Origin of the sequence: Bacillus sp. FSL K6-1005, assembly GCF_038000225.1 — a bacterium.
GTDB lineage: Bacteria > Bacillota > Bacilli > Bacillales > Bacillaceae > Bacillus > Bacillus mojavensis.
In genome coordinates, this window is sequence record NZ_JBBOBP010000001.1 from 3812276 (window position 1) to 3839267 (window position 26992).

The 26992-nt window shown below is 46.2% G+C and carries 26 protein-coding genes and 2 pseudogenes; 24 read left to right on the top strand and 4 right to left on the bottom strand.

The annotated features are described in order from the left end of the window. Positions 1 to 13: 13 nt before the first annotated feature. On the bottom strand, positions 14 to 781 hold the full coding sequence (locus tag NST16_RS19685) for a formate/nitrite transporter family protein (RefSeq protein WP_340888176.1): 768 nt from the start codon (positions 779 to 781) through the stop codon (positions 14 to 16). Positions 782 to 1079: 298 nt separating this feature from the next. Between NST16_RS19685 and scrA the strand changes: the two genes are divergently transcribed. The 3 genes from scrA (at position 1080) to NST16_RS19700 (ending at position 4242) form a co-directional block, all read left to right on the top strand. Further along, the gene (scrA, locus tag NST16_RS19690; protein WP_326330029.1) at positions 1080 to 2465 is read left to right on the top strand and encodes a PTS system sucrose transporter subunit IIBC; all 1386 of its coding nucleotides are present in this window, start codon (positions 1080 to 1082) and stop codon (positions 2463 to 2465) included. Continuing rightward, complete coding sequence (gene sacA, locus NST16_RS19695) at positions 2462 to 3901, top strand: sucrose-6-phosphate hydrolase (protein ID WP_340888178.1); 1440 nt, start codon at positions 2462 to 2464, stop codon at positions 3899 to 3901. The genes scrA and sacA overlap by 4 nt, the downstream gene beginning before the upstream one ends. Positions 3902 to 3993: 92 nt before the next feature. Beyond that, the gene (locus NST16_RS19700) at positions 3994 to 4242 is read left to right on the top strand and encodes a hypothetical protein (RefSeq protein WP_010332343.1); all 249 of its coding nucleotides are present in this window, start codon (positions 3994 to 3996) and stop codon (positions 4240 to 4242) included. A 91-nt stretch (positions 4243 to 4333) separates the two neighbouring features. On the opposite strand, the gene NST16_RS19705 is transcribed toward NST16_RS19700, so the two are convergent. Then, a complete protein-coding gene (locus tag NST16_RS19705) occupies positions 4334 to 5149 on the bottom strand; it encodes a bifunctional hydroxymethylpyrimidine kinase/phosphomethylpyrimidine kinase (RefSeq protein WP_010332342.1) in 816 nt (271 codons plus the stop codon). A gap of 144 nt (positions 5150 to 5293) precedes the next feature. Here NST16_RS19705 and NST16_RS19710 point away from each other — a divergent pair, with 144 nt between their 5' ends. The 5 genes from NST16_RS19710 (at position 5294) to NST16_RS19730 (ending at position 8429) form a co-directional block, all read left to right on the top strand. Then, positions 5294 to 5632, top strand: coding sequence for a PadR family transcriptional regulator (locus tag NST16_RS19710; RefSeq protein ID WP_010332341.1), 339 nt, complete (start codon positions 5294 to 5296; stop codon positions 5630 to 5632). Further along, positions 5625 to 6260 (top strand): permease prefix domain 1-containing protein, encoded by a 636-nt coding sequence (locus tag NST16_RS19715; protein WP_229148558.1) that lies wholly within the window; start codon positions 5625 to 5627, stop codon positions 6258 to 6260. Before NST16_RS19710 ends, NST16_RS19715 begins: the two co-directional genes overlap by 8 nt. Positions 6261 to 6308: 48 nt before the next feature. Continuing rightward, entirely contained in the window at positions 6309 to 6836 is a 528-nt protein-coding gene (locus NST16_RS19720; protein ID WP_268448045.1) for a hypothetical protein, read from the top strand. 95 nt (positions 6837 to 6931) lie between these two features. Then, positions 6932 to 7738, top strand: coding sequence for a glycosyltransferase family 2 protein (locus tag NST16_RS19725; protein WP_326334177.1), 807 nt, complete (start codon positions 6932 to 6934; stop codon positions 7736 to 7738). 13 nt (positions 7739 to 7751) lie between these two features. Continuing rightward, positions 7752 to 8429 carry a uracil-DNA glycosylase gene (locus NST16_RS19730; protein WP_340888183.1) on the top strand — a complete coding sequence of 226 codons (678 nt, stop codon included), beginning with the start codon at positions 7752 to 7754 and terminating at the stop codon, positions 8427 to 8429. A 24-nt stretch (positions 8430 to 8453) separates the two neighbouring features. Here NST16_RS19730 and NST16_RS19735 read toward each other — a convergent pair whose 3' ends face one another. Further along, positions 8454 to 9824 (bottom strand): aldehyde dehydrogenase, encoded by a 1371-nt coding sequence (locus tag NST16_RS19735; RefSeq protein ID WP_268471589.1) that lies wholly within the window; start codon positions 9822 to 9824, stop codon positions 8454 to 8456. 166 nt (positions 9825 to 9990) lie between these two features. Between NST16_RS19735 and NST16_RS19740 the strand changes: the two genes are divergently transcribed. The 3 genes from NST16_RS19740 to NST16_RS19750 all read left to right on the top strand — a co-directional run bounded on the left by NST16_RS19740 (position 9991) and on the right by NST16_RS19750 (position 12084). Further along, positions 9991 to 10308: a YwdI family protein gene (locus NST16_RS19740; RefSeq protein WP_340888184.1), complete on the top strand. Its 318-nt coding sequence runs from the start codon at positions 9991 to 9993 to the stop codon at positions 10306 to 10308. A 19-nt stretch (positions 10309 to 10327) separates the two neighbouring features. Beyond that, positions 10328 to 11650: a purine/pyrimidine permease gene (locus NST16_RS19745; protein ID WP_340888186.1), complete on the top strand. Its 1323-nt coding sequence runs from the start codon at positions 10328 to 10330 to the stop codon at positions 11648 to 11650. A gap of 62 nt (positions 11651 to 11712) precedes the next feature. Further along, entirely contained in the window at positions 11713 to 12084 is a 372-nt protein-coding gene (locus tag NST16_RS19750; protein ID WP_168749038.1) for a DUF423 domain-containing protein, read from the top strand. Positions 12085 to 12130: 46 nt separating this feature from the next. Here NST16_RS19750 and gerQ read toward each other — a convergent pair whose 3' ends face one another. Then, positions 12131 to 12688 carry a spore coat protein GerQ gene (gerQ, locus tag NST16_RS19755; protein WP_010332331.1) on the bottom strand — a complete coding sequence of 186 codons (558 nt, stop codon included), beginning with the start codon at positions 12686 to 12688 and terminating at the stop codon, positions 12131 to 12133. A 320-nt stretch (positions 12689 to 13008) separates the two neighbouring features. On the opposite strand from gerQ, the gene spsA reads away from it, so the two are divergent. From spsA to NST16_RS19825, 13 genes and pseudogenes are all read left to right on the top strand, one after another. Next, a complete protein-coding gene (gene spsA / locus NST16_RS19760) occupies positions 13009 to 13779 on the top strand; it encodes a spore coat dTDP-glycosyltransferase SpsA (RefSeq protein ID WP_010332330.1) in 771 nt (256 codons plus the stop codon). Positions 13780 to 13783: 4 nt separating this feature from the next. Further along, positions 13784 to 15208 (top strand): CDP-glycerol glycerophosphotransferase family protein, encoded by a 1425-nt coding sequence (locus NST16_RS19765; RefSeq protein ID WP_340888187.1) that lies wholly within the window; start codon positions 13784 to 13786, stop codon positions 15206 to 15208. 20 nt (positions 15209 to 15228) lie between these two features. Next, positions 15229 to 15556 (top strand): annotated as a pseudogene (locus NST16_RS19770) (DegT/DnrJ/EryC1/StrS family aminotransferase); the annotation flags it as partial. Beyond that, positions 15557 to 16426: a GNAT family N-acetyltransferase gene (locus NST16_RS19775; protein ID WP_168749035.1), complete on the top strand. Its 870-nt coding sequence runs from the start codon at positions 15557 to 15559 to the stop codon at positions 16424 to 16426. Between the two features lie 371 nt (positions 16427 to 16797). Then, positions 16798 to 17535, top strand: coding sequence for a sugar phosphate nucleotidyltransferase (locus NST16_RS19785; RefSeq protein ID WP_340888189.1), 738 nt, complete (start codon positions 16798 to 16800; stop codon positions 17533 to 17535). 2 nt (positions 17536 to 17537) lie between these two features. Beyond that, positions 17538 to 18485: a dTDP-glucose 4,6-dehydratase gene (gene rfbB / locus NST16_RS19790; RefSeq protein WP_326191464.1), complete on the top strand. Its 948-nt coding sequence runs from the start codon at positions 17538 to 17540 to the stop codon at positions 18483 to 18485. A 13-nt stretch (positions 18486 to 18498) separates the two neighbouring features. Next, positions 18499 to 19350: a dTDP-4-dehydrorhamnose reductase gene (gene rfbD / locus NST16_RS19795; RefSeq protein ID WP_340888192.1), complete on the top strand. Its 852-nt coding sequence runs from the start codon at positions 18499 to 18501 to the stop codon at positions 19348 to 19350. Then, positions 19343 to 19798 (top strand): dTDP-4-dehydrorhamnose 3,5-epimerase family protein, encoded by a 456-nt coding sequence (locus NST16_RS19800; RefSeq protein ID WP_010332322.1) that lies wholly within the window; start codon positions 19343 to 19345, stop codon positions 19796 to 19798. Before rfbD ends, NST16_RS19800 begins: the two co-directional genes overlap by 8 nt. A 292-nt stretch (positions 19799 to 20090) precedes the next feature. Then, positions 20091 to 20555, top strand: coding sequence for a biofilm surface layer hydrophobin BslB (gene bslB, locus NST16_RS19805; protein WP_010332321.1), 465 nt, complete (start codon positions 20091 to 20093; stop codon positions 20553 to 20555). Between the two features lie 180 nt (positions 20556 to 20735). Further along, on the top strand, positions 20736 to 22010 hold the full coding sequence (gene rocG / locus NST16_RS19810) for a glutamate dehydrogenase (RefSeq protein ID WP_340888194.1): 1275 nt from the start codon (positions 20736 to 20738) through the stop codon (positions 22008 to 22010). 229 nt (positions 22011 to 22239) lie between these two features. Further along, positions 22240 to 23787 carry an L-glutamate gamma-semialdehyde dehydrogenase gene (gene pruA, locus NST16_RS19815; RefSeq protein WP_340888196.1) on the top strand — a complete coding sequence of 516 codons (1548 nt, stop codon included), beginning with the start codon at positions 22240 to 22242 and terminating at the stop codon, positions 23785 to 23787. 71 nt (positions 23788 to 23858) lie between these two features. Continuing rightward, positions 23859 to 25559: a M20 family metallopeptidase gene (locus tag NST16_RS19820; RefSeq protein WP_340888198.1), complete on the top strand. Its 1701-nt coding sequence runs from the start codon at positions 23859 to 23861 to the stop codon at positions 25557 to 25559. Continuing rightward, positions 25559 to 26971 (top strand): annotated as a pseudogene (locus tag NST16_RS19825) (amino acid permease). Before NST16_RS19820 ends, NST16_RS19825 begins: the two are co-directional and overlap by 1 nt. The last annotated feature ends 21 nt before the right edge of the window (positions 26972 to 26992 follow it).

The window sequence follows — 26992 nt, forward strand, 5'->3', positions numbered from 1 at the left end:
TCTGGAAGTTTTTTTATTTATCGGCATTCAGCGTGTGATACATCCAGCCCATCATCACAATTCCTGCGGCCAGATTGCCGAGCGTAACAGGAATTAAGTTTCTGACTGCTCCCGCGAGTGTGACTGTATCAGGGTGATCAATCATAAGTGAGATCGCAAATGTGCACATATTGGCAATGCTGTGTTCGAAACCGGAAATGAAAAAGCAGAAAACGAAAAGCATCATGGCAAACAGCTTTGCTCCTTCTCCTTTGAGAGACATCGGAATGAAAAAAGCGAAACATACAAGCCAATTGCACAGCATTCCTCGGAAAAACAGCTCTGACGCCGGCGGCTCCATCTTATGCTCTGCCAATTGAATCAAAAAGGAATGGGATGCCCCCTCGAAAAGCCCGGTTGCGCTGATAAGAATCGCAAATAAAACGGCTCCGACCAAATTGCCGGTATAGCTGAAAGCCCACAGATACAGGGTATCGCGCCAGCGGATTCTTTTCCGGAGTGCGGTATAAGTGAAATAAAAGGTGTTGCCGGTAAATAAATCCCCGCCTCCGTATGCAATTAATACAATAGCAGCTCCAAATGTCACAGCGGCAGCCGGTAAGGCAAACGGTGAGTCGGCAATAGAGAAATAGCTGCCTGTTTTGCTTGCGGCTGTAATGCCAAAACCAATAAACATGCTGGCCAAAATGGATCTGAGCAAATAACGGATTTTGCTTGAAACGAATATGTCTTGTTTTCTTAAAGCATACTGTTCAACCTTTTGCAATGCTTGCGTTTCCATTGTCTTTTCCTGCTTTCTTTGATAGATGAGCATAGTATAGCATAATATTGTGAAACGTTTCACAAATAATTTTTACGAATTTTTGTCTACATGTTCTATCAAACTTTTTAACTAAAAAACAGTTGACGAAAACGCTGTCATGTTTTATGATGAAAGCGTATTCTCAATCTGAATAAGCGGGATTGTGACTGGTAAAGCAGGCAAGACCTAAAATTTGCGTAAATGAAAAAGGATCGCTGTGTCCTTTATTCGTTGGCGAATTTTAGGTCTTTTTTGTTTATAAAAGGGGGAGAAGAAGATGGATTACAAAGAGACTGCAAAACGCCTAATTGAGCTTCTCGGGGGAAAAGAAAACATTATCAGCGCGGCTCATTGTGCGACAAGACTGCGTTTAGTGATTAAGGATGAATCAAAGATAGATCAAGCACAAGTAGAAGAGCTTGAAGGCGTCAAAGGCGCTTTCAGCAGTTCAGGCCAATACCAGATTATTTTTGGAACAGGCCTTGTCAATAAAGTGTATGATGCTTTTTCTAAGGAAGCCGATGTAGAACGTGAAGAACATGTGAATCACCAGGATGCTGCTAAAGAGAAACTGAATCCTGCGGCGAGATTTGCGAAAACGCTTTCGAATATTTTTGTTCCGATCATTCCAGCCATCGTAGCCAGCGGCCTGTTAATGGGGTTATTGGGAATGATCAATGCCTTTCATTGGATGAGTAAGGACTCTGCGCTGCTGCAGCTCCTTGATATGTTTTCAAGCGCGGCATTCATCTTCCTGCCGATTTTGATCGGGGTCAGCGCTTCAAAAGAGTTTGGAAGCAATCCGTATTTAGGAGCGGTCATCGGGGGAATCATGATACACCCGACGCTTTTGAATCCATGGGGTTTGGCGGAAGCGTCACCTGATTATATGCATCTTTTCGGGGTTGATATCGCGCTTCTCGGTTATCAGGGAACCGTCATCCCTGTCCTGCTGGCAGTTTACGTCATGAGCAAGGTAGAGAAATGGACAAGAAAAGTGGTTCCGCATGCGGTCGATTTGCTGGTTACACCTTTTGTTACTGTCATTGTCACCGGGTTTGTCGCATTTATTGCCATAGGCCCTTTAGGAAGAGCGCTTGGCTCCGGTATTACTGTTGCTTTAACATATGTGTATGATCATGCCGGTTTTGTCGCAGGCCTTCTTTTTGGAGGCACCTATTCACTGATCGTCCTCACAGGTGTTCATCACAGCTTCCATGCGATTGAGGCGGGGCTTATTTCAGATCTTGGCAGGAACTATTTATTGCCGATTTGGTCTATGGCAAATGTCGCCCAAGGCGGGGCCGGCCTTGCCGTCTTCTTTTTAGCGAAAAAGGCAAAAACGAAGGAAATCGCTCTTCCGGCGGCATTTTCTGCTTTTCTTGGCATTACTGAGCCCGTCATTTTCGGGGTAAACCTTCGCTACCGGAAGCCGTTTATCGCCGCGATGATTGGAGGCGCGTTGGGCGGCGCGTATGTCGTCTTTACACATGTTGCTGCAAACGCTTACGGGTTAACAGGCATTCCGATGATCGCCATTGCAGCACCGTTTGGATTTGGAAATCTAGTGAACTATATGATTGGAATGGTTATTGCGGCCGTATCAGCGTTCATTGCGGCGTTTGTCATGAAGATTAACGAAGATGAGGAGAGAAAAAAATGACAGCACATGATCAGGAGCTGCGTCGCCGGGCTTATGAAGAAGTTGAGAAAAAAGAACATATTGCTGACAGCGATCCGCACCGCCAGCACTTTCACATCATGCCCCCGGTTGGTTTGCTGAATGATCCAAATGGCGTGGTGTATTGGAAGGGAGTCTATCATTTGTTTTTTCAGTGGCAGCCGTTTCAGACAGGGCACGGGGCAAAGTTTTGGGGGCATTATACGACATGCGATTTTGTGAGCTGGAAGCGGGAAGAGATTGCGCTGGCTCCGAGTGATTGGTTTGATAAAAACGGCTGCTACTCGGGCAGCGCTGTTGTCAAGGATGACCGGCTCTATCTGTTTTACACAGGAAATGTCAGGGACCAGGATGGGAATCGAGAAACGTATCAGTGCGTTGCTGTATCGGACGATGGGCTGACCTTTGTGAAAAAAGGTGTGGTGGCCCGTCTTCCTGAAGGCTATACAGCTCATTTTCGTGATCCGAAGGTGTGGGAGCATGAAGGAAAATGGTATATGGTGATCGGTGCGCAAACCGAGAACATGAAGGGTCAAGCTGTTTTGTTTACTTCTAATAACTTGACAGAGTGGACGTTTCTCGGCCCGATAACAGGTGCCGGCCTCAACGGACTGAATGATTTCGGATATATGTGGGAGTGCCCTGACCTGTTTTCTCTTCAAGGCTCCGACGTGCTGATTGTCTCGCCCCAAGGACTTGAAGCTGACGGCTATCGTTATCAAAATGTGTATCAATCTGGATATTTTGTAGGCCAGCTCGATTATGAAAAAACGGGGCTGATGCATGCTGCGTTTACGGAGCTTGATCAAGGCTTTGATTTTTACGCACCGCAGACACTTGAAGACGATCAGGGGCGCCGGATACTGTTTGCGTGGATGGCTGTACCTGATCAGGATGAGAAGTGTCATCCGACGAAAGATTATCACTGGATTCACTGTATGACGCTGCCGAGACAGCTGACGCTATCAGGGGAGAAGCTGATACAGCAGCCGCTTCCCGAGCTGAAAGCGATGCGGAAAAATGGGCAGGAAGTTCAAATCAACATGTATGGATCGTCTGGTACGCTGCCAGTTGAAAATCCTGAAAGTGCTGAAATTTTGATTGAAGACATTGATACGGAGTCTGGTTTTGAAATCAATATCCGCGCCACTGCCACATTCTCTTACCGGAAGGAAGAGGGGCTTATCACACTAGAGCGCACAAGCTTTGACGGTACAAAAACAGAAGCGAGACATTGCCGCATCAGCAATCTGCACACAGTGCACATGTTTATCGACGCGTCATCAGTGGAGGTCTTTGTCAATCATGGGGAAGAGGTATTCAGCGCAAGATATTTTCCTTTCCCGGGAAATGATGAAGTGACTGCGAGATCAAACGGAAGATCTGAAATGAAAGTCGGAATTTGGACACTTATGTAGAAAATCCTTCTTTTTTCTTATGTGAAATCTGTGCCATCTGTGCTATTCTTCAACGATAACCTACATTTTTTTCTGTAAAAGGAGTTGTTTTCTTGAATATACATGAACAGAAGATAACACCGGAATGTTTAGAAAAGGCTGCGGACCAAGTTGAGGATAAGCGGGAAGAATATAAGGATGTGCTGCTTCAGCTGAAAAAAATGCTACGGGGAACAACACCGCATAGTGAAGCGGCAGAAACCCTTTCACGGGCATATGAACAAATGAAGGAATATGCACTTTTTGTTCAATCGATAGAGACATTTTTGAGGTCATCTGCGAACAATTTAAAGACCAAATAAACAGGCTGCCGATGTAATCGGCAGTTTTTTCTGTGAAAAGACTCCGAGAATATAAAAAAAGGCTGCCTCTCTGGAAGGCAGCCGATTTTGTTTATGATTGCTTATTCAGGCGCAAAGCAGAATGCTTCGTAGGTCCGACATACTGATTCAGCGGGAAGGACTCTTGAATCGCAGCAGTAATAAATTCTTTCGCCGCGTAAATTGCTTCTTTGACTTCCGCGCCTTTCGCAAGTTCTGCCGTCACCGCTGCGGAGAACGTACAGCCGGCGCCATGTGTATAAGGCGTATCAATCATTTCGCTTTCAAGGACTTCCGCTGTTTCTCCGTCATATAGAACGTCTACAGCTTTTTCGTGCTTCAGCTTGCCTCCGCCTGTAATCACAACATATTGAGCGCCGAGGGCGTGGATTTTTTTCGCGGCTTCTTTCATGTCTTCAATCGTTTTTAATTCGCCCATGCCGCTGAGCTGGCTGGCTTCGAACAGGTTTGGCGTAATCACGGTAGCGAGCGGTGCCAATTGTTCACGCAGGGCTTGTGCGTGCTCCGGATAAAGAACCTCATTTGCCCCTTTGCACACCATAACCGGATCAATCACGACGTTTTGCAGTTGTTTTTCTTTGATCGTTTTCGCCGCAAGCTCGATAATTTCAACGGTTGGCAGCATTCCCGTTTTCATGGCGTCCACACCAATGCCGTCTACAATCGTTGCGAGCTGTGCGCGAATCGTGTCTGGATCGATCGGAAAGACTTGATGATCCCAGCTGTTGTTCGGGTCCATTGCAACGATCACCGTTAAGGCTGTCATCCCATATACGTTTTTTTCTTGAAATGTTTTTAAATCAGCTTGAATTCCCGCGCCGCCGCTGGAATCGGAGCCGGCAATCGTGAGTGCTTTATGCATAGACATGTGTTGAACCTCCATCAATGTTTTATATCTCATTATAGTTAGATTTTCTGCTTATCACAATACGAAAGGTTTATAGGAATCAATTGACAGTTTCAGGGTGATTTCGTACAATGCTACATAAGAAAACTAGGTAGGGGTTTTGTCATGTTAAATCGTGAGCTGATTAAAGGCAGCACTGTGATATTGGTATTAACGCTCCTGAATGAGAGGCCGATGTATGGCTATGAGCTTGTAAAAGAGATGGGAAGCCGCAGCGATAATGAACTGCAGATGAAAGAGGGAACATTGTATCCTTCCCTTCATAAACTTGAACGGCAAGGATATATTTCTTCATATTGGGAGAAGCAGGAGAAAGGCCCGGATCGTAAGTATTATCGGATTACAGAAGACGGCAGAGAGATCCTGGCAGAGCGCACAAAGGAATGGAGCGTGTTTTCAGCTATGATGGACCGAATGCTGAAGCGGGGCGGACAGAATGGATAAAGAGACTTATATATATAAAGTGAAAAACGGGCTTAAAGGGGTTTCTGATAGTGAAGCGATGATCGAAGAGATCGAAAACCATATTGAACACCACTTGTTTCACTCCATTCAAGAGGGGAAGAGTGAGGCAGAAGCCATGGAATGTTTGCTTCGGGAATTTGGCACACCGGATGAGATTGTATCATCCTTTCAGAAAGAACAGCCTGTATCCGCCCGTACGTTTTTATTATTCCATCTATTCTGCAATAGTGCTTTATTTGCAGCAGGTATTACCATTACAGTATTGCATGCATGGTTAGAATCTCCCTTTGTTCATGCAGTGTGGAAAGGCATTTCTGTTTCTGTGTGGCTGATTTTAGCTGCTTATATTCTCTATTGGGTGCTGATTGGGTACCAAGGCGTTAGGGAGTTCGGGCAACGCGGTGAACGGCTTGTTTTACATACGATTCTTATTTCTATGGTGCCGAACGTTATTTTTATGTTTGTTTTTCTGTTTGATCTAGTTCCTGCTGCGCTGTTTCAATCCTTGCTGACACCTTGGTTTATAGGGGCGTGTGCTTGTGCTACGCTGTTATTTCCGGCGTGCGGGCGAATAGGCTGTTATTTTGGCAGGCGCCAGCTTGCCTGATTTTTTAGGTGTGTACATAGAATTTCTATGTAAGGAAGGGGGATTGTCATGAGAATCGGCTCTTGTTTATATGGTTTTGTTATTCATGTGGCTGTATTTTTGTTTGTGGGTGCCTCCATGCTTTTGGTTATGGCCGTGTCCGTACCGCTTGTTTTTTTGCTCGATAGGATGCCAGATGTTGTTTTTACTGCTGGTGCAATCGTTTTTCTATTATTATTCTATTCTATTGGCTGGTTTTGGGCACTCTGGATTGCTTGCCACCAACGCATGCGTCTGTTTGATGTTCAATTGGGATCCTTTGTTTTGCTGGCCTTGTTGATTGTTTTGTTCTTGTCAGATGGAACGAGTGTTTCTGAAATTGTGAGAGATTGGGACGATGCAGGCTGTGCTTTTGTTCCGCCGGCATTCACTTTTTTGTGCCTTTCTTACGCATTGGTGCTGCTGCCGGTTTATCAATCTAAGCTATGGCATCTCGTCCTGCCGAATGGCGTCCGCCTGAAAGATGTCGTTCGTGTATGTGGAGAGCTGATGCTGATTATGGTGCTTCTGGTAGGCGTCACTTTGCTGTTTCTGTAGTTTCCATTTCACAGTTCGGTAGGATATTCCCACTGATCTCCCGTCCAATATATGTTTTAATGGTACATGACTATGAAAATGAGAAGGAGAGCATCATGAAGATTTCTATCGTAATTGTGACCTATAATCGGATTCCGGCTTTGTGCGAGTTGCTGGAGTCGATTTCACAGCAGACTATGAAGCCGTATGAAGTCATTATTGTCAATGATGCCGGGGAGTCGGTTGAGCAGGCCAAAGCACTGTATCCGGAGCTGCCGATTGCTGTGATTGATTTAGAGAAGAACTCAGGCCATGTGGAAGCGCGAAATGCGGGTGTCAAAGAGGTATCAGGCGACTGTATCATGCTTTGTGATGATGATGATTTCTTCACGCCGGGCCATCTGGAAAGAATGGCAAAGGAGATGGAAACGGCAGATTTCGTTCATTCTGATGCCGAAATTGTGTCGTTTGAAGAGAGAGAAGGGACAAGATATCCGGTTTCGCGAAAGTTATTTGCGTATACCGCTGATTATGAGGATATGAGAGTGTTCTCGACCTACGTGCCATCGGGCAGCATGTACAAACGTTTCCTGCACGATGAGATCGGGTATTTCGATGCTGATGTGCACAATTATTGGGACTGGGATTTTTACTTGCGTGCAGCGAAGGATTACCGGGTTAAGCGTGTGCCTTGTGCCAGTGTAATATATGCCTTCAGTGACGCGGGAGACAATCAGTCCGCAGACCTTGGCGCCAAGCGGAAGCAATATTTGGATCGTTTAAGTGAGAAGCACGGACTAGGGGAACTGCCGACGAAAAACTTTGCCGTCCTGCTTGAAGAGCCTGACATGAAGAGGCGGGAAGCACAAAGTGAGATTGTTTGGGATGGCAAACCTGTCTATTCCAGACTTCATCGTTCGTAAGGAGGTTTGCATCTTGAAACAGCTTTTGCAGGACAGCTGGTGGGAACAGCTGAAGGAAGAGTTTGAAAAACCGTATTATCTAGAGCTGAGAGAAATGCTGAAGCGGGAATACATGGAGGAGACGATCTATCCGGACAGCCGCGATATCTTTAATGCGCTGCACTACACGCCGTACGATGATGTCAAGGTGGTTATTCTCGGTCAAGATCCGTATCATGGACCTGGACAGGCTCAAGGCTTAAGCTTCTCCGTAAAGCCGGGTGTGAAGCAGCCGCCTTCATTGAAAAATATTTTTCTTGAGCTTCAGGATGATATCGGCTGCAGCATACCGAATCACGGGTCGCTCGTCAGCTGGTCGGAGCAGGGGGTTCTTTTGCTGAATACCGTGCTCACAGTGCGGCGCGGACAGGCGAATTCCCATAAGGGAAAAGGTTGGGAGCAGCTGACTGACCGGATAATTGATGTGCTGAATGAAAGAGAGCGGCCGATTATTTTTATACTGTGGGGCCGGCATGCCCAAATGAAAAAAGAACGGATCGACACGTCCAAGCATTTTATTATTGAATCGACGCATCCCAGCCCGTTTTCAGCAAGAAACGGATTTTTTGGCAGCAAGCCATTTTCGCGGGCAAATGCCTACTTGGAGAAAATCGGGGAAACTCCGATTGATTGGTGTATAAAGGATTTATAAAAAGCGCAGATGACCTGCGCTTTTTTATTTGAGTATTTTCCGTATCAAACGCAGGCCGTTTTTGGATGATGGATAACGGAAAGCGAAGTCGAAGCGGTTCGTTTGCTTGACGACGCTTTTTTTGTGCGTAAATGTGTTAAAGCTGTCAAATCCGTGATAGCTGCCGATTCCGCTTTCTCCCACGCCGCCGAATGGCAAATACGGTGTCGCGACATGCATCAACGTATCGTTGACACAGCCGCCGCCAAACGACAGGTTTTCTATTATCTCTCGTTCAATTGTTTGGTTTGTTGTAAACACATACAGGGCAAGCGGCTTGGGACGCGACTTGACTTTCTCAATGACTTCATCGATGCCGCGATATGCAAACAGCGGAAGAATGGGTCCGAAAATTTCCTCTTGCATCACTGGGGAATCATCTGTGACCTGATCGAGAATGGTCGGCGCTATTTTGTGGTGCCTGTGGTCTGCTTGGCCGCCGATTAGCGCGACGCCGTCTTTCAGAAAGCTCAGCAGCCGCTGATAATGGCGTTCACTGACGATTTTGCCATAAGACGGATTCAGTTCGGGCTGCAGTCCGTAAAACTCACCAATGACACGCTTCATTTCTTCCGTAAGCTCTGTTTTGATGTCTTCGTGAACGAGCAAGTAATCCGGTGCGATGCAGGTTTGGCCCGCATTCGTAAATTTCCCGAAAACGATGCGTTTGGCGGCAAGCTTGATGTCAGCATCTTTATGGACGATGCAGGGACTTTTTCCTCCGAGCTCTAAGGTGACGGGAATTAATTGTTTGGCCGCCGCTTCCATGACAACTTTTCCTACGGCGACGCTTCCAGTAAAAAATATGTAGTCAAACGGCTGCTGTAATAAAGCTGTGCTGATGTCCGGCCCGCCTTCCGCCAGAGCGACATAATCACCCGGAAAAACGTCACGGATGAGAGCGGAAAGAACAGCCGAAACAGCTGGCGTATATTCTGAGGGTTTGAGAACGACCGTGTTTCCGGCCGCAATGGCTCCGATCAGCGGAGAAAGCGCCAGCTGCAGGGGATAATTCCATGGCGCAATCACCAAGACGGTGCCATACGGCTCGGGGAAAATAACACTTTTGGAACCGATATGGGTCAAAGGCGTTTTGACTCTTTTCGGCTTGGCCCATTTTTTCAGCCGTTTCATCACAAAGCTGATTTCCTCAAGAACAATGCCGATTTCCGTTGTGTACGCTTCTTGTTCAGATTTGTGAAGATCCTGATAGAGAGCGGCTGTGATGTCCGCTTCATACGCTTTGATGGTGTGTTTCAGCTTCTTTAAGACGTCCAGTCTTGAGTCAATTGATTTCGTATGCCCTGCCGCGAAAAATGCTTGATGGCTGCTGACAATCGAGGGGATGCTGTTCATAATCTCTCTCCTTCCTGCAGGTCATGGTGATTCATTATGTGAAAATTGGCTCCTGCTTGTCAAATGCGAGATTCTTGTCAGAAAAAATAACAAACTCATATCTGCGTTTGCGGCAGGAATTTGATAAAATGCAGGGAGACTACATTTTATTTTTGGAGGATTTTTTATGAACATTCATATATCCGCTTTGATTCAGAAGATGGAAGAGGAATTGAAGAAAGCAAAGGCGGCCGAACATGATGAGGAGCTGAAGCGCCACGTGGCCGTCGTCCGTTCTTTGTGCGACGTCGTGCTGGATCAGCCGGAGACGGGGAGCACGCCGCGCATTCAGCCGAGTGTTACGGCAAGTCCGTCGGCGCCGCCTTCTACAGACCAGCTGCTGATGGAAAAAATGATGGGCAGCGCTGGATTAAACAAGTATCGGAAGCAGGAAAAAGATAAGCAGGAAGAGGATGGAAACGGAGAGTCTTTATTTGATTTTTAATCAGAAAGGTTGAGCTTACGTGAAATTGGTTCTTGGCGCTCTGCAATGGGCAGCGTTTATGATTGCCGCGGCGATTGTTGTTCCGGTGGCGGTTGCCCAGTCGTTTCATCTGGATCATTCAGATTCTGCACGGCTGATTCAAAGCACTTTTTTTGTATTGGGAATTGCCGCAGTTATTCAGTGTTTGAAAGGACACCGGCTGCCTATAAATGAAAGCCCTGCCGGCTTGTGGTGGGGAGTGTACACAATCTACGGCGGCCTGACCGGAACGGTGTTTGCGACATATGGCGAAACACTGCGCGGCTTGCAGGGGGCGCTTCTTGTAAGCGCTGTATGTTTCTTTTTGTTAAGTGTCTTCAAGGTCATTGATCGGCTTGCTGCCTTGTTTTCTCCGGTTGTGACAGGGGTCTATTTGCTGCTGCTCGTCATGCAGCTGAGCCAGCCGATTATAAAAGGGCTTCTTGGCATTGGCTATTTAAAAGACAGCGTGGATGGTCTTGTATTTGGCCTGGCGCTGGTTGTCGTCGCCGCGGCTTTTATCATGTCAAATTCTAATATCGTTTTTTTAAAGCAATATTCTATTTTATTGGCTCTTTTCGGCGGATGGGTGCTGTTTGCGGCTGCGGGCGTTGCAAAACCGATCGAATGGCCGGATCGGCTGTTTCAGCTGCCATCTCTGTTGCCGTTCGGTGCCCCATTATTTAACAGCGGCCTAGCCATCACATCGGTTTTTATTACGATTCTGCTGATCGTTAACATGCTGGCAAGTATGAAGGTTGTGGACATTGCGGTGAAAAAATTCGGGAAACAGACGGATGGGAAGCGTCATGAGCGCCATGCCGGATTTGCGGCTTCATTCAGTCATTTGCTGAGCGGTTTGTCTGGAGCCATTGCACCGGTTCCGATTTCGGGAGCGGCGGGTTTTATTGAAACAACCAAGATGTCTTCTAAAAAGCCGTTTGTTCTCGGCAGTATGCTGGTCGTTTTCATCAGCGTGATTCCGTTTTTTATGAATGCGTTTGCGAGCCTGCCGTCACCCGTTGGATTCGCGGTAAACTTTGTTGTGTTCTCGGCAATGGTGGGTTTGGCGTTTGCTGAATTTGATTCCTATGAGACATCAGAGCTGAAAAGAGTGCGGGCTGTGATCGGCATTTCACTGCTTACAGGTGTCGGCATTATGTTTGTGCCAGGAAGTGCATTAAAGGATATGCATCCGGTGTTTATTTCTCTGTTAAGCAATGGGCTTGTCTTAGGGACACTTGCTGCAATAGCGATGGATCAGTTTCAGCTATGGCGCATGAGAAAATCCGACAATCTCGTGTCATCGGAGAACAAACATTGAATTTTCATACAGGTGCGATATGATAATTGATAGGAGTTTAACGAAAAGGCGGGAGAGAATAGATGAAAGTATTTATCATATTAGGCGCTATTAATGCCATGCTTGCCGTGGGACTCGGGGCATTTGGCGCACACGGATTAGAAGGGAAAATTCCTGATAAATATCTTCAGGTTTGGCACACAGGCGTGCAGTATCACATGTATCACGCGCTGGGGCTTTTTGTTGTCGCGTTTCTCGCTGATAAAATATCCGGCATTGGCAGTGTCACAACAGCCGGCTGGCTGATGTTTGCGGGGATTGTGCTGTTTTCCGGAAGCTTATACATCCTCAGTGTGACGCAAATTTCCATTCTCGGCGCAATCACGCCGCTTGGCGGTGTGGCGTTCATTATTTCTTGGATCATGATCGTTGTCGCAGCTGTCAAATATCTATAAAGAAAAAAGCCAATCTCTCATATCATGAGGATTGGCTTTTTTTTCTTTATCTTGGTGAATAGGATGACATCGAGTATGGGTACGTGTATGCAATTTCTTCATCAAAGGTGACGTAATCAAGATAGATCGTCAGCAGAAGGTAGCGGGTTCCTGTTTTCGGATCGCTGATAATAATGTGATCCCGGCCCGCCGCCTCGATGACGCCGCGGAAAATCTTTGATCCCCACTCCTTGCTGTTTTCAAATGTCATATAGATGGTAGCCGTTTTTCCCCTGTTCAGGCGCAGTATATTCTCGATGTATGATTCCTCGACAGGCAGCATGCCGGGAATGTTTTGGCCGCCCGATGGTGTCTGCCCCGATGGAATTTGAAACCCGCCGCCCTGGCCTTGCTGCTGAGTAGGGAATCCGAAGCCTTGCTGTCCCTGCTGCATGGGCATTTGCTGCATTTGTCCCATCGTCTGCATTTGTGGGCCTTGCATTGGGCCTTGCATTTGCGGACCCTGCCCTTGAGGCTGCGGATACGGATTTGCGCCAAATTGAGGAGAATACCCCTGCATATCATATCCCTGCATTTGCTGATATTGGTTTTTTTTCGGTTTCATATCGTTCCTCCTTTTTATGAAAACCATTCAGAACATGTTCCGGATGTATAAATAAACGCTCCGAGATGACTCACCCCCGATGACAAACGATCTTAGTCGCTAGTGCGATTTTTATCTCTTTCACCTTATGAGGCCAAAGCTTGGAATATGCTGAAAAAAAGAACAGTGAGCGTGCCGATTTCTCTGGCCGATCACTGTTTTTTCAATCGATGTACACAATCTTTTCGCATATTAGTCTGTCTTCCTAGCGCAACTTGCGCTTAAGCAACATAAGATAACGTTAGTTTCAGATGTGAAAATTCAAGGAGGAGGTGTAGGATTTGCCGAAAGTCTCAGTGATAATGACGAGCTATAACAAAAGCGATTATGTGGCAAAGTCCATTTCAAGCATACTCTCACAAACTTTTTCTGATTTTGAATTGTTTATTATGGATGACAATTCAAATGAAGAGACGCTGAATGAAATACGTCCCTTTTTGAATGATAACCGTGTGCATTTCTATCAAAGCGATGTATCTGGAGTGAAGGAAAGAACGGAAAAAACGAGATACGCGGCGCTGATCAATCAAGCGATTGAGATGGCGGAGGGTGAGTATATCACCTATGCGACGGATGACAACATCTATATGCCGGATCGGCTGTTAAAGATGGTGCGTGAACTCGATGATCACCCGGAAAAGGCTGTGATCTACTCAAGTTCGAAAACCTATCATTTAAACGAGAATCAAGACATTGTAAAAGAAACCGTCAGGCCCGCCAGTCAAGTAACGTGGAACGCCCCGTGCGCAATTGACCATTGCTCGGTGATGCACAGGTATACGGTGCTTGAGAAGGTGAAGGAGGCGTTTGGCTCTTATTGGGATGAAAGCCCGGCGTTTTATCGGATCGGTGATGCCCGGTTCTTTTGGAGAGTCAATCATTTTTATCCGTTTTACCCGCTGGCCGAGGAGCTTGATCTGAACTATATTACAGACCAATCCATTCATTTTCAGCTGTTTGAGTCAGAAAAAAACGAGTTCGTACGGAATCTTCCTCCGCAACGCAACTGCCGCGAACTGCGTGAATCATTAAGAAAGCTTGGAATGGGGTGAGAGTTTGTCGGCCTATTTAAGCAATTATTGGGTGCTGTACCGGAAGTATGCGGAGCTTTTTGACAGGCTTCGCTACAAGGGGATTCCGCTCGGGCTTATCAGTAATTTTTACCAATACATCAGCCCTGAGCTGAGAGTGATGATGGAAGAAGAACCGGAATTATTCGGGCCTGCGGAGCAGCATATCGATGTAGGTCAGATTCAGACGTTCTTTGAAGAGAAAAAACAGAGCATTGCCAAAACAAATGACGCGCCCGTGAAGGGAAAAGTGATCTTGCATTTTGATCACCTTCGTTTTGTAAACGATAATTACTACCAATTTGATCCTGAGAAAACAGCTGTTTTGGCTAGATGGAGTAAGCCAAATTATTGCGATTTGCCTGTGATCAGCAAGCCTGAAGTGGCCGCTTCTTGTGAAAAAGGCGATCCGAAGCCGTATCTTGAAAAGGCTTTTTCAATTCTTTCGGCTTATGATGACCACCCGGCATTCGGTGATCAAGCATTTCGAGAACGGCTTTTCAAGGATATTCCTTTGTTCATGGAGGCCATTGACACAGTAGATGCTTTATTCACGAAAGAGAACATTTCTGCCGTTGTTGTTGGAACGACAGAAGACATTTACAGCAGGGTGCTCGCTCTGACATGTGAAAGGAGAGGGGCCGTGAGTTTCTGCCTTCAGCATGGAGCGCTGATGGGAGATGAAGCCTTCTTGCCCGTTTTTACAACCTATCAGGCTGTTTTTGGCGCGTATGAAGCTGGCTGGTATCAACAAAGAGGCTGCAAACCAGAACAGATTCTCATAACGGGACATCCCCGCTTTGACGACATTTTTAACAGGACACCTATGGACATGTCAGTATTTTATCGAAAGCTGGCCTTTCACCCGTCTAAAAAAATCGTTTTGATCGCGACACAGCCCTTCTCGGAAGAATTTTATTCAAGTGTGTTAGATGAGCTTTCCACGCAAAAACAGCTGCAAATTATCATTAAACCTCACCCTTGGGAAATCGGAAAAAACAAGCTGGATATATATCATGCGGCGGCAAAAAAACATAAAGCATGCAGAATCATCAAAAAAGAGATGGATTTGTACGATATCCTGGCGTATGCAGACGCCGCTGTAACGCAAACCTCAACGGTGGGTCTTGAGGCCATGCTGTTTCAAAAACCCGCACTAATCGGAAAATCGACCGGAAACCGCACGTACCCGTATTACGAGTCTCTTGGCGATTTTATATTTGAAAAGCCGGAGGAATTAGCGCATACCCTGATTGAGGTTCTTCGAAATCCCGCCATGTATCAGAGGGCAGAAGCGGCGCGTCAGTCATTTACGGCTTCCAATTACCCGGTTACTGAGTCGACATTCGCCTTGTTTTCGGCACTGGAAGCGAAAACAGGGGTTGATTACAGGCGGAATCATTCTGAATAACATGGCCGCGTTTGTCAGAGCTGATCACGCCGTCTGTTCATAATGAAGGCCGGCATGCCTGGCATGTATATGTCCTGCAAGCCAATGGAAAGCAGGCCGGTGTCACTCGGAATGAGATGTTTACGGCTTTAAAGGATGAATACAATATCGGCACACAGTGTTCATGTTATCCCAGTGCATATTCATCCGTATGATCAAAAGCAATTTGGGTTTAAGGAAACAGACTACCCGCGCGCCATGAATAATTACAAACGCACCCTGTCACTCCCGCTGTATCCATCAATGTCTGACGAAGATGTCAACGGCGTGATTGAGGCCGTGCGGGACACCGCAAAAGGGGCTGGTTAGGTGTATACGATAAAAGAGAATGTTTCCCAAGAGGCAATCATGGAATTTCTCCAAAGCAAACAGATGACGCTTGACGGATCGTATCAATTTTCGCTCGGGCTGTTTGAAAACAGTCAGCTTCAAGGCGTGATGCTGTATGAAGACGCCCTTTGGGAAAGCAAAATGCTTCAGAAAAAAGTCATGAACGTAAAGCTTCTCGCGGCCAACAGCACAGGGCAGCTAAAACAGCTGTTTCAGGCCCTGTATTCTGTTCGGCAAATGGATGAAACAGATTTTGTGTTTGTGCGTGTACCGGCAGAGGATATTGGAGCAGTACATGTCATTCAGCAGCAGCCGTCCTCTTATTTTGTCGGCAGTTTGCTTAAACTGGTGAACACTCCGTCTCCATATGAAAAAACGCCGCCATTTTTTGAACTGGTTCAGCCTGAACCTGGAGACACCGAAGAGATTTGCCAGTTAGCCAGCGACGCATTTGCGAAAAGCAGATATTTTCACGATCCTTTTCTTAGCCGTGAGGCGGCGAACAAAATCTTTCAAGAGTGGACACGAAACAATCTGTCGGGGAGAGCAGATATCAATATTGCTGCTAAATATAATGGAGAGATGATCGGCTACCTGCAAGGTTTATCAAAAGGTGATGAGTATGTGCTTGATTTGATGGCTGTGAAGCCGGGGTATGAAGGCAAGCGTGTCGCGTTTCATTTATTGGCGCATCTCATAGAACAACCGGAGACATTGAAGCATAAAACGGTAACAGCGGGGACGCAGCTTCATAACGTAAGAGCGATCCGCCTATATGAAAGAATGGGATTTACCGCTGTTCAATCGTATTATAATTACCACATTTGGCCGGGCAAGAAGGCGAAATAATGGCGGGTTTTCAGATCGCGAACAAAACTGTCGGCAAGCACGCTCCCGTTTTTAATAGTTTCGAGACGACAGGTATTAATCATGACGGTAAAAGGGATTAGGCCTTTGCACGGGATTGATGCCGCGTCGGAAGCGGGTGCAATATCATTAAATTCGTTAAATTTCAAATTTTCAAGCCGACAAAACGGCGGCCGGAAGACTATCACTTGGTCTCAGTCCTCTATCAAAAAGCAGGCGAGCGCCCTGATGTCTCAGCTGCAGAGTGAATCGGCCTGCCGCTCGTAAATGGAAAAGGAATGAACCGGGTATCACCCATCCATTATGATTTGCTTGATGATAAGATATAAAAATGCATGTAAGGAAGTGTTAATGTGAAAGGTGTCATTTTAGCCGGAGGAAACGGCTCACGCCTTAGGCCCTTAACCAAAGCCGTCAACAAGCATTTGCTTCCTGTAGGCCCTTATCCGATGATTTACTGGTCGATAATGAAGCTCGAGGAAGCCGGAATTAAAGAGATTTTACTTATCAGCCAAAAAGAGCACATGCCTCAGTTTTATAAGCTACTTGGAAGCGGGGAGGAGCTAGGCGTCTCCGTCACTTATCAAGTGCAGCCCGCCGCATCTGGAATTTCAGATGGGTTATCGTATGCAAAACGCTTTACCGGAAAGAAGCCTTTCATTTTATTATTAGGTGATAATATTTTTGAAGATTCATTAAAGCCTTATACGGAGCGATTTCAACAGCAGGGAAAAGGGGCGAAGGTGCTTCTGAAAGAAGTGGATGATCCAGAACGTTTTGGGATTGCTGAGATAGATGAGAAAAACAAACAAATTCGATCCATTATTGAAAAGCCTGCAAATCCGCCGACCAACCTTTGTGTAACTGGCATTTACATGTATGATGCAGAAGTGTTTTCGTATATTGAACAAATATCACCATCAAAGCGCGGCGAGCTGGAAATCACTGATGTAAATAATTTATACATTGAAAACAGCAAGCTGACGTATGATGTGTTATCGGGCTGGTGGGTCGATGCAGGAACACACGAATCGCTTTATCTCGCCTCCCGCCTGGTACATCAGGCTTTACAGAAAGGACAGGACGAATAGTTATGGCAAAATCATATCTCATTACAGGCGGGGCCGGATTCATAGGGCTCACGTTTACAAAGCTCATGCTGAAGGAAACGGATGCGCGCATTACCGTTTTAGATAAATTAACGTATGCCAGCCACCCGCAGGAAATCGAAAAACTAAAGGGAAACAGCCGGTTTCGGTTTGTAAAAGGGGATATCAGCATTCAGGAGGATATTGACCGGGCGTTTGACGAGACCTATGACGCCGTGATTCATTTCGCCGCGGAATCGCATGTAGACAGAAGCATCTCCCAAGCGGAGCCGTTTATCACAACGAATGTCATGGGCACATACCGTCTGGCGGAGGCAGTCTTACAAGGAAAAGCCAAAAAGCTGATTCATATTTCAACAGACGAGGTGTACGGGGATTTAGAAGCGAATGATCCCGCATTTACGGAAACAACGCCGCTTTCTCCCAACAACCCTTATTCCGCGAGCAAAGCGAGCTCTGACCTACTTGTGCTATCGTATGTGAAAACACACAAGCTGCCGGCTATTATAACACGCTGCAGCAACAATTACGGCCCATATCAGCATAGTGAAAAAATGATTCCAACGATTATCCGCCATGCAAAACAAGGTCTGCCGGTTCCGCTTTACGGCGACGGGCTTCAGATCAGAGACTGGCTTTTTGCAGAGGACCATTGCCGCGCCATCAAGCTGATTTTAGAAAAAGGAACAAACGGTGAGGTGTATAATATCGGTGGCGGAAATGAACGCACGAATAAAGAGCTGGCGAGTATCATCATGAAACATTTGGGCTGTGAGGAATTGTTTGCTCACGTGGAAGACCGAAAAGGGCATGACCGGCGCTACGCGATCAATGCGTCAAAGCTGAAAAATGAGCTTGGCTGGCGGCAGGAAGTGCCGTTTGAAGAAGGCATTGCGCGCACGATTCGCTGGTATACAGACAATGACCGATGAGAAGGTGATCCGATTGACAAAGGTATTGGTGACCGGTGCGAGCGGACAGCTTGGCTTGGAGCTGTGCCGGCAGCTGAAGCAAGCCGGATATGAGGTCATTGCGTTAACAAAGCAGATGATGAACATCGCCGATCAGCGTTCTGTACGGCATTCGTTCGGGCATTATCAGCCGGATATCGTGGTCAATACCGCCGCGTTTACGTCCGTTGACAAATGCGAGACGGAGCTGGATAAAGCATACTTGATCAACGGTATTGGCGCTTACTACACAGCGCTGGAGTCATCCCGCATCGGAGCGCAATATGTTCATATCAGCACGGATTATGTGTTTGACGGGAAGGGGAACCAGCCATACAGGGAAGACGACCACCTCGACCCGAACACCATCTACGGCAAAAGTAAAAAACTCGGAGAAGAGCTGATCCAGTTAGCAAGAACAGACAGCACGATCATCAGAACATCGTGGGTGTACGGACAAAGCGGCAGCAATTTTGTTCATACGATGCTGAAGCTCGCTGAAACAAAACAAGAGCTGCGGGTTGTGAACGATCAAATCGGCTCGCCGACCTATACGAAGGATTTGGCGGAAGCGGTCATCAAGCTGTTCAGCCATCCGCCGGGCATCTACCATGTCAGCAATTCAGGCATATGCAGCTGGTATGAGTTTGCAAAGGCTATTATGGAAGAAAGCGGGCTGAACACAACGATTACACCTGTAACGACAGAAGAATATGGGAATTCGACACCCCGGCCGGCTTACTCTGTGCTGAGCCACAGGGCTATTGAAGAAGCCGGCATACGACCGCGTCATTGGCGGGATGCTTTACGGGAATATTTGCAGGAAAGGAGCAGTGCTTGTGATTGAAGGAGTCAAGGTTAAGAAACTGACAAAGCATTGTGATGACAGAGGTTTTTTTGCTGAACTGGTTCGCGATGATGAGAACCTCCTTGAGCATTTTGGGCAGGCGTCTTGGTCCAAAAGCTATCCGGGTGTGATTAAAGCGTTTCATTATCACGAGAAGCAGGACGATCTCTGGTTCTTCCCGACCGGCCACGCTCAGGTTGTCCTTTACGACCTGCGGGAGGATTCAGAAACAAAAGGAGAAACCGATGTCTATTATATGGGAGAAGACAACCCGATGCTGTTGTTGATTCCAAAAGGCGTCGCTCACGGATACAGAGTGCTGGGCGAGACGCCGCTAACAATTATCTATTTTACAACAACCTCGTATAACCCTGATCAGCCCGATGAAAAAAGAATCCCATGGAATGATGAGACAATCGGTTTTAACTGGAATACCGAATTTAAATAGATCATAGAGCAGCTATCCATCGAAGATCATCAGGCATCTTCGACTTTTTTTGTCCTGTTTTGTTATCGGGACAAAAGATAAAAACAGTCTATTAGAATCTTGTGAAAATGGGATGAATTTATTATTTTCATTTAAGTGTTAATATTCCTAAAAAAGCATTTACTTCCATGGAAATTGGTGATAGATTAATTTTTAAGAAAAAGAATTGGTAATTCGCGAATTACGGGTTAAATGCTTTTTCTGCAGAGGACGCTCTGGCCAAATTCAACAGTGATTTGAGGGGGAAATTGTCATGTTAAAAAGAACTTCATTCGTATCTTCATTTTTCATCAGTTCAGCTGTCTTGCTATCAATCTTGCTTCCTTCAGGCCAAGCTCATGCGCAGTCTGCAACAATTGAGGCAAAAACGATAAACAGTACAAAAGAATGGACAACTTCAGATATTGAAGTGACTTATAAACCAAACGCAGTGCTTTCTCTGGGAGCAGTAGAGTTTCAATTTCCTGACGGATTCCACGCGACAACAAGAGATTCTGTAAATGGAAGAACACTGAAAGAAACACAGATTTTAAACGATGGAAAAACGGTCAGACTCCCGCTTACGCTTGATTTGTTAGGCGCAACCGAATTTGACCTCGTGATGGTGCGCAAAACGCTTCCGCGCGCAGGCACTTACACGATTAAAGGCGATGTAGTAAACGGTTTGGGAATCGGCAGTTTAAATGCTGAAACGCAGCTGGTGATTGACCCTCGTTAATAGGAATAGAAATGATCAGGGGCTGATGTGGTATCAGCCTCTTTTTTGTATGTTTTAAAAACTGGTACGAATCTTGCATGTAGATAAGGGTGAACCCAGTGAAGAAAGGAATTGATCTATTTCAGTTTTTTAAAAGCGCTTACATTTTCCTGAAGATAAAATAATGATGAGGTGAAAAACATGTCAGAAAAACAAATCACAAAGGATGAAGAAAAAGAAGCTCTCAATTTATTTCTGTCTACGCAAGCGATCATAAAGGAAGCCCTGCGGAAACTGGGCTATCCGAGCGGAATGTATGAATTAATGAAAGAGCCAATGAGAATGCTCACTGTACGAATTCCGGTGAAAATGGATAACGGCAGTGTGAAAGTGTTTACAGGCTATCGTTCACAGCACAATGACGCTGTCGGCCCGACAAAAGGGGGCGTGCGTTTTCATCCCGAAGTGAATGAAGAGGAAGTAAAGGCATTATCGATTTGGATGACGCTCAAATGCGGCATCACGAATTTGCCATACGGCGGCGGAAAGGGTGGCATTATTTGTGATCCGCGGACAATGTCATTTGGAGAATTGGAACGGCTGAGCCGGGGGTATGTCCGCGCCATCAGCCAGTTAGTCGGCCCCACAAAGGATATTCCCGCTCCCGATGTGTACACCAATTCGCAAATTATGGCGTGGATGATGGATGAATACAGCCGGCTTCGGGAATTCGATTCTCCGGGTTTTATCACAGGAAAACCGCTCGTTTTAGGCGGATCACAGGGCCGGGAAACAGCAACAGCACAAGGCGTAACCATTTGTATAGAAGAAGCCGTTAAGAAAAAAGGAATCAAGCTGCAAAACGCGCGCATCGTCATACAGGGCTTTGGGAACGCCGGCAGTTTTCTGGCTAAATTTATGCATGATGCCGGCGCCAAGGTTATCGGTATTTCGGATGCCCACGGCGGTCTTTACAACCCGGATGGCCTCGATATTCCTTATTTGCTCGATAAGCGGGACAGTTTCGGAATGGTCACCAATTTATTTACAGATGTCATTACAAATGAAGAACTGCTCGAACAAGACTGCGATATTTTAGTGCCTGCGGCTATTTCAAATCAAATCACAGCCAAAAATGCCCATAACATTAAGGCCTCAATTGTGGTCGAAGCGGCTAACGGGCCGACGACTATCGACGCGACAAAGATTTTGAATGAAAAAGGGGTACTCTTGGTGCCCGATATACTGGCGAGTGCAGGCGGCGTAACGGTTTCTTATTTTGAATGGGTTCAAAACAACCAAGGGTATTATTGGGCAGAAGAAGAGGTTGCGGAAAAGCTGAGAAACGTGATGGTCAATTCATTTGAAACGATTTATCAGACTGCGGCCACACACAAAGTCGATATGCGCTTGGCGGCTTACATGACGGGCATCAGAAAGTCTGCAGAGGCGTCTCAATTCCGCGGGTGGGTTTAGGGGGATAATCCCTCCTTTCTCCTGCAAAAACATTTTGCTTTTTTTGTTTGTGTATGGATGAAAATCGCAAAGTGATTTTGCACTTTCTATTCACAGAAGGCAATATGTTTAGATTTCTGACAAATTTCTCTGCGATTCTGCAAGTTTTTTTGTGAAAAGGCGAAGCACTGGTACGAATCTTGCTTTTATCTTTATGAGAAGACATATTACATAACGAGGGGGACTACATATGACCGTTTCATATGAGCATGAACCATTTACTGATTTTAAGGAAGTGAAGCATAAAACAGCCTTTCAAGAATCATTGGCCTTTGTAAATACTCAGCTCGGCAAGCATTATCCGCTTGTCATTAATGGAGAAAAGATCGAAACGGATCGCAAAATTATTTCGGTTAATCCGGCCAATAAAGAAGAAGTGATCGGCTACGCCTCAACGGCTAATCAAGAGCTTGCTGAAAAAGCGATGCAATCGGCGTTACAGGCATTTGAATCGTGGAAAAAACAAAGACCGGAGCATCGCGCGAATATCCTATTTAAAGCTGCGGCTATTTTACGCAAAAGAAAGCATGAATTTTCAAGCTATCTCGTAAAGGAAGCGGGAAAACCTTGGAAGGAAGCGGATGCTGACACAGCGGAAGCAATAGACTTTTTGGAATACTATGCGCGCCAAATCGTAAAGCTGAAGGACGGGGCTCCGGTAAAGAGCCGGGCAGGCGAGCATAATCAATATCATTATGAAGCGCTTGGCGTCGGCATTGTCATTTCGCCATTTAATTTCCCGCTCGCCATTATGGCAGGAACGGCTGCGGCTGCGATTGTTACGGGGAATACAATTCTGCTGAAACCGGCAGATGCTGCGCCAGTCGTGGCCGCTAAATTTGTCGAGGTGATGGAGGAAGCGGGTTTGCCAAACGGCGTTCTCAATTACATTCCGGGAGACGGAGCCGAAATTGGCGATTTCTTAGTTGAACACCCTAAAACAAGATTTGTATCATTTACAGGCTCCCGTGCAGTCGGCTGCCGGATTTATGAGCGTGCCGCAAAAGTGCAGCCGGGCCAAAAATGGCTGAAACGCGTGATTGCTGAAATGGGCGGAAAAGATACAGTGCTTGTCGACAAAGATGCTGATTTGGATCTTGCTGCCTCTTCTATCGTTTACTCCGCATTCGGGTACTCAGGGCAAAAATGTTCAGCGGGCTCCCGTGCAGTGATTCATCAGGATGTCTATGATGAAGTCGTAGAAAAAGCAGTTGCGCTGACCAAAACGCTGACAGTCGGAAGTCCGGAAGATCCTGATACGTATATGGGACCTGTCATTCATGAAGCATCCTATAATAAGGTCATGCGCTATATTGAAATCGGCAAGTCTGAAGGCAAGCTTTTGACCGGCGGAGAAGGTGATGATTCTAAAGGCTACTTTATCCAGCCGACGATCTTTGCAGATGTTGATGAACATGCACGCCTCATGCAGGAAGAAATCTTCGGGCCGGTTGCTGCCATCTGCAAAGCGCGTGATTTCGACCATATGCTTGAGATTGCAAATAACACAGACTACGGACTGACAGGCGCTCTGCTGACAAAAAACCGTACGCACATTGAGCGGGCTCGCGAGGATTTTCATGTCGGAAACTTATACTTTAACAGAGGCTGTACCGGAGCTATTGTCGGCTATCAGCCATTCGGCGGATTTAATATGTCTGGAACAGACTCAAAAGCAGGAGGTCCGGATTATTTAATTCTTCATATGCAGGCGAAAACAACATCCGAAGCGTATTAATTGAGAAAACGGAAATAGTGCGATTGTGTTTAGATCGCACTATTTACATTTTGGGATGAGGGGGATGATGTATGCTCTATACAAAAATCAGTCACATGATGCCGGCTGAACGGATCGAGGCACTGACAAAGTCTCTGGTCAGCCTCAGCAGTGTGAATGGCACCATCGGGGAAGGGACGAAAGCTGATTTTATCAAAGAAGTCATCATGAGCTATCCTTATTTTCAGGAACATCCTTGCCATGTTTGGGAGCAGGCTATTCCTAACGACCCGTACAACCGGAAAAATATGTTTGCGTTTGTGAAAGGCAGCGGGGAAAGCCGGAATACCGTCATTTATCACGCCCACTTGGATACAGTGGGAATTGAAGATTTTGGACCGCTAAAGGATATCGCTTTTGATTCTGAAAAATTGGCTGAGTATTTCTCCAGCTATGCTTTTGATGAAGACGTTCAGCGGGACGCCAAGTCGGGTGAGTGGATGTTCGGCAGAGGCTCTGTCGACATGCAAAGCGGCATCGCGGTGCATTTGTCCAATCTCCTGCACTTTTCAGAGAACCGCGAAGCATTGCCGGGAAATCTATTATTTATGGCAAATCCGGATGAAGAAAGTCAGCATGCCGGTATTCTCGCCAGTATTTCTGAGCTCAACCGATTAAAAAAGGAGAAACAGATTCAGTATCTGGCTGCTATTAATACCGATTTCATTACGCCGCTATACGATGGTGATTCAACAAGATATATTTACACCGGAGCCGCGGGAAAGCTGCTGCCTTGCTTTTATATATCAGGCCGGGAAGTGCATGTCGGAGATACGCTTGCTGGCATCGATCCAAATCTCATTTCTTCTGAAATCACAAGCCGCATCCACAACAATATTCATTTAGCAGAAAAGATTGAAGGCGAATTGGTTCTGCCCCCATCCTGCTTGTACCAGCGTGATAACAAGGAATCCTATAACGTCCAAACCGCCGTCAGCAGCTATTTGTATTTCAATTATTTTATATATGAAAAAACAGCAAAGGAAGTCATGGACCAGCTTACCCAAGTCGCTGAGGAGGCGTGCCGGATCACAAAACAAAAATTATCTGATTATTATGAAGAATATCTAAAGCGAACAAATCTTCCAAAGAGACATTTGTCTTGGGATATTCAAGTCTTCAGTCTGGATCAGTACATGGAAAAGCTAAGAAGCCGCGGTATCGATCCTGAGCAGTGTATAGAGCAAGCATTCAAAGCCAATGAGCATCTTGAACTGCGCATGAGATGTTTTCATGCAATTGAAGAACTCCAAAAACTTGATCCCGATCAGGGCGCAAAAGTCATTCTGTTTTATGCTCCTCCTTATTTACCGCATAACTATTTAAAAGAAGAAAGCACAAGAGACCAGCTATTGCAGCATGTGATCAAAGAAGCGGTGGACAAAACCGCCAAAACGACAGGTGAAACCTTTGTTTTCAAAAAGTTTTTCCCTTACTTGGCAGACGGCAGCTTTTTGTCGCTGCACGAAACCGATGACGAAATTGATTCCTTTATCAGAAACTTCCCGGGGTGGGAGATGATTGGAACCATTCCGTTCAAAGACATACGGAAACTGAACATTCCTTCCATTAACATGGGGGTATACGGCAAAGATGGACATAAATGGACTGAAAGAGTATACAAGCCGTACACATTTCATATATTGCCTGATCTGATACAGCAGACCACTGTTCACCTTTTGCAAAGCTATCGGATGAATATCAGCACAAAAGAGCCGAAGGGAGAAGGATGATGCAGGATCATAAAAATGAATTGCAGCGCAGTATGAAAAGCCGGCATTTGTTTATGATTGCCTTGGGCGGCGTCATCGGCACCGGGCTGTTTTTAGGTTCCGGCTTTACGATCAGCCAGGCGGGGCCGCTCGGAGCGATTGTTGCCTATATGATTGGCGGGTTTTTAATGTATCTAGTCATGCTTTGTTTAGGGGAGCTGGCTGTTGCCATGCCGGTCGCCGGATCGTTTCAAGCTTATGCTGCAAAGTTTTTGGGGCCGTCGACAGGTTTTATGATCGGCTGGCTGTATTGGTTCAGTTGGGCGAATACAGTCGGCTTGGAGCTAACGTCAGCGGGTATTTTGATGCAAAGATGGCTGCCCTCCGTGCCAATCTGGATATGGTGCCTCGTTTTCGGTATCATCATCTTTTTAATTAATGTACTGTCAGTCAGAAGCCTTGCGGAAATGGAATTTTGGTTTTCGAGCATCAAAGTGACAGCGATCATATTATTTATCGTGATCGGCGGGTGCGCTGTGTTTGGCTTGATTGATTTTAAAGGCGGCCAGGAAACGCCTTTTTTATCTCATTTCATGACCGATAAAGGACTGTTTCCAAATGGTGTGCTGGCTGTTATGTTTACGCTGGTTATGGTCAATTTCTCATTTCAGGGGACGGAGCTGGTCGGAATTGCGGCAGGGGAGAGTGAAAGTCCGGAAAAGACACTGCCGAAGTCCATTCGAAATGTCATCTGGCGAACGCTGTTTTTCTTTGTGCTGGCCATGTTCGTCTTGGTCGCCATTCTTCCGTACGAAACAGCGGGGGTGATTGAAAGTCCGTTTGTAGCGGTGCTTGATCAAATCGGCATCCCGTTTGCGGCTGATATGATGAACTTTGTCATATTAACGGCGATTTTATCTGTTGCCAATTCTGGTTTATATGCAGCCTCGCGCATGATGTGGTCGCTTTCAACAAACAAAATGGGTCCGGCTTTTTTAACCAGACTGACCAAAAAAGGGGTGCCGATTAATGCCCTGCTGATTACGATTGGGATTTCCGGCTGTTCGCTGCTGACTAGTGTCATGGCTGCAGAAACCGTGTATTTATGGTGTATATAAATCTCAGGGATGGTGACAGTTGTCGCGTGGATGTCCATTTGCGCCTCGCAATTTTTCTTTCGCAGGCGGTTCCTCGCTGAAGGCGGGAACGTGAACGATCTGGAATTCAGAACACCTCTTTATCCGTTGGTGCCGATTCTTGGGTTTGTATTATACGGATGCATATTGATAAGCCTTATTTTCATCCCAGATCAAAGAATCGGCTTGTACTGCGGTGTACCACTCATTATTTTCTGCTATGCGTACTATCATCTGAGCATCAAGAAACGTTTACAAAAAGAACCGCTGAAAAAAGAGCAAACAGAAGCGCAATAGAAAAAGCTCTCCGGGAGGCCG

Bases quoted from the DNA above. Each gene is read 5' to 3' on its own strand.
- NST16_RS19685 (WP_340888176.1), bottom strand. From the start codon at position 781: ATGGAAACGCAAGCATTGCAAAAGGTTGAACAGTATGCTTTAAGAAAA.
- scrA (WP_326330029.1), top strand. From the start codon at position 1,080: ATGGATTACAAAGAGACTGCAAAACGCCTAATTGAGCTTCTCGGGGGA.
- sacA (WP_340888178.1), top strand. From the start codon at position 2,462: ATGACAGCACATGATCAGGAGCTGCGTCGCCGGGCTTATGAAGAAGTT.
- NST16_RS19705 (WP_010332342.1), bottom strand. From the start codon at position 5,149: ATGTCTATGCATAAAGCACTCACGATTGCCGGCTCCGATTCCAGCGGC.
- NST16_RS19710 (WP_010332341.1), top strand. From the start codon at position 5,294: ATGTTAAATCGTGAGCTGATTAAAGGCAGCACTGTGATATTGGTATTA.
- NST16_RS19715 (WP_229148558.1), top strand. From the start codon at position 5,625: ATGGATAAAGAGACTTATATATATAAAGTGAAAAACGGGCTTAAAGGG.
- NST16_RS19720 (WP_268448045.1), top strand. From the start codon at position 6,309: ATGAGAATCGGCTCTTGTTTATATGGTTTTGTTATTCATGTGGCTGTA.
- NST16_RS19725 (WP_326334177.1), top strand. From the start codon at position 6,932: ATGAAGATTTCTATCGTAATTGTGACCTATAATCGGATTCCGGCTTTG.
- NST16_RS19735 (WP_268471589.1), bottom strand. From the start codon at position 9,824: ATGAACAGCATCCCCTCGATTGTCAGCAGCCATCAAGCATTTTTCGCG.
- NST16_RS19740 (WP_340888184.1), top strand. From the start codon at position 9,991: ATGAACATTCATATATCCGCTTTGATTCAGAAGATGGAAGAGGAATTG.
- NST16_RS19750 (WP_168749038.1), top strand. From the start codon at position 11,713: ATGAAAGTATTTATCATATTAGGCGCTATTAATGCCATGCTTGCCGTG.
- gerQ (WP_010332331.1), bottom strand. From the start codon at position 12,688: ATGAAACCGAAAAAAAACCAATATCAGCAAATGCAGGGATATGATATG.
- rfbB (WP_326191464.1), top strand. From the start codon at position 17,538: ATGGCAAAATCATATCTCATTACAGGCGGGGCCGGATTCATAGGGCTC.
- bslB (WP_010332321.1), top strand. From the start codon at position 20,091: ATGTTAAAAAGAACTTCATTCGTATCTTCATTTTTCATCAGTTCAGCT.
- rocG (WP_340888194.1), top strand. From the start codon at position 20,736: ATGTCAGAAAAACAAATCACAAAGGATGAAGAAAAAGAAGCTCTCAAT.
- pruA (WP_340888196.1), top strand. From the start codon at position 22,240: ATGACCGTTTCATATGAGCATGAACCATTTACTGATTTTAAGGAAGTG.
- NST16_RS19820 (WP_340888198.1), top strand. From the start codon at position 23,859: ATGCTCTATACAAAAATCAGTCACATGATGCCGGCTGAACGGATCGAG.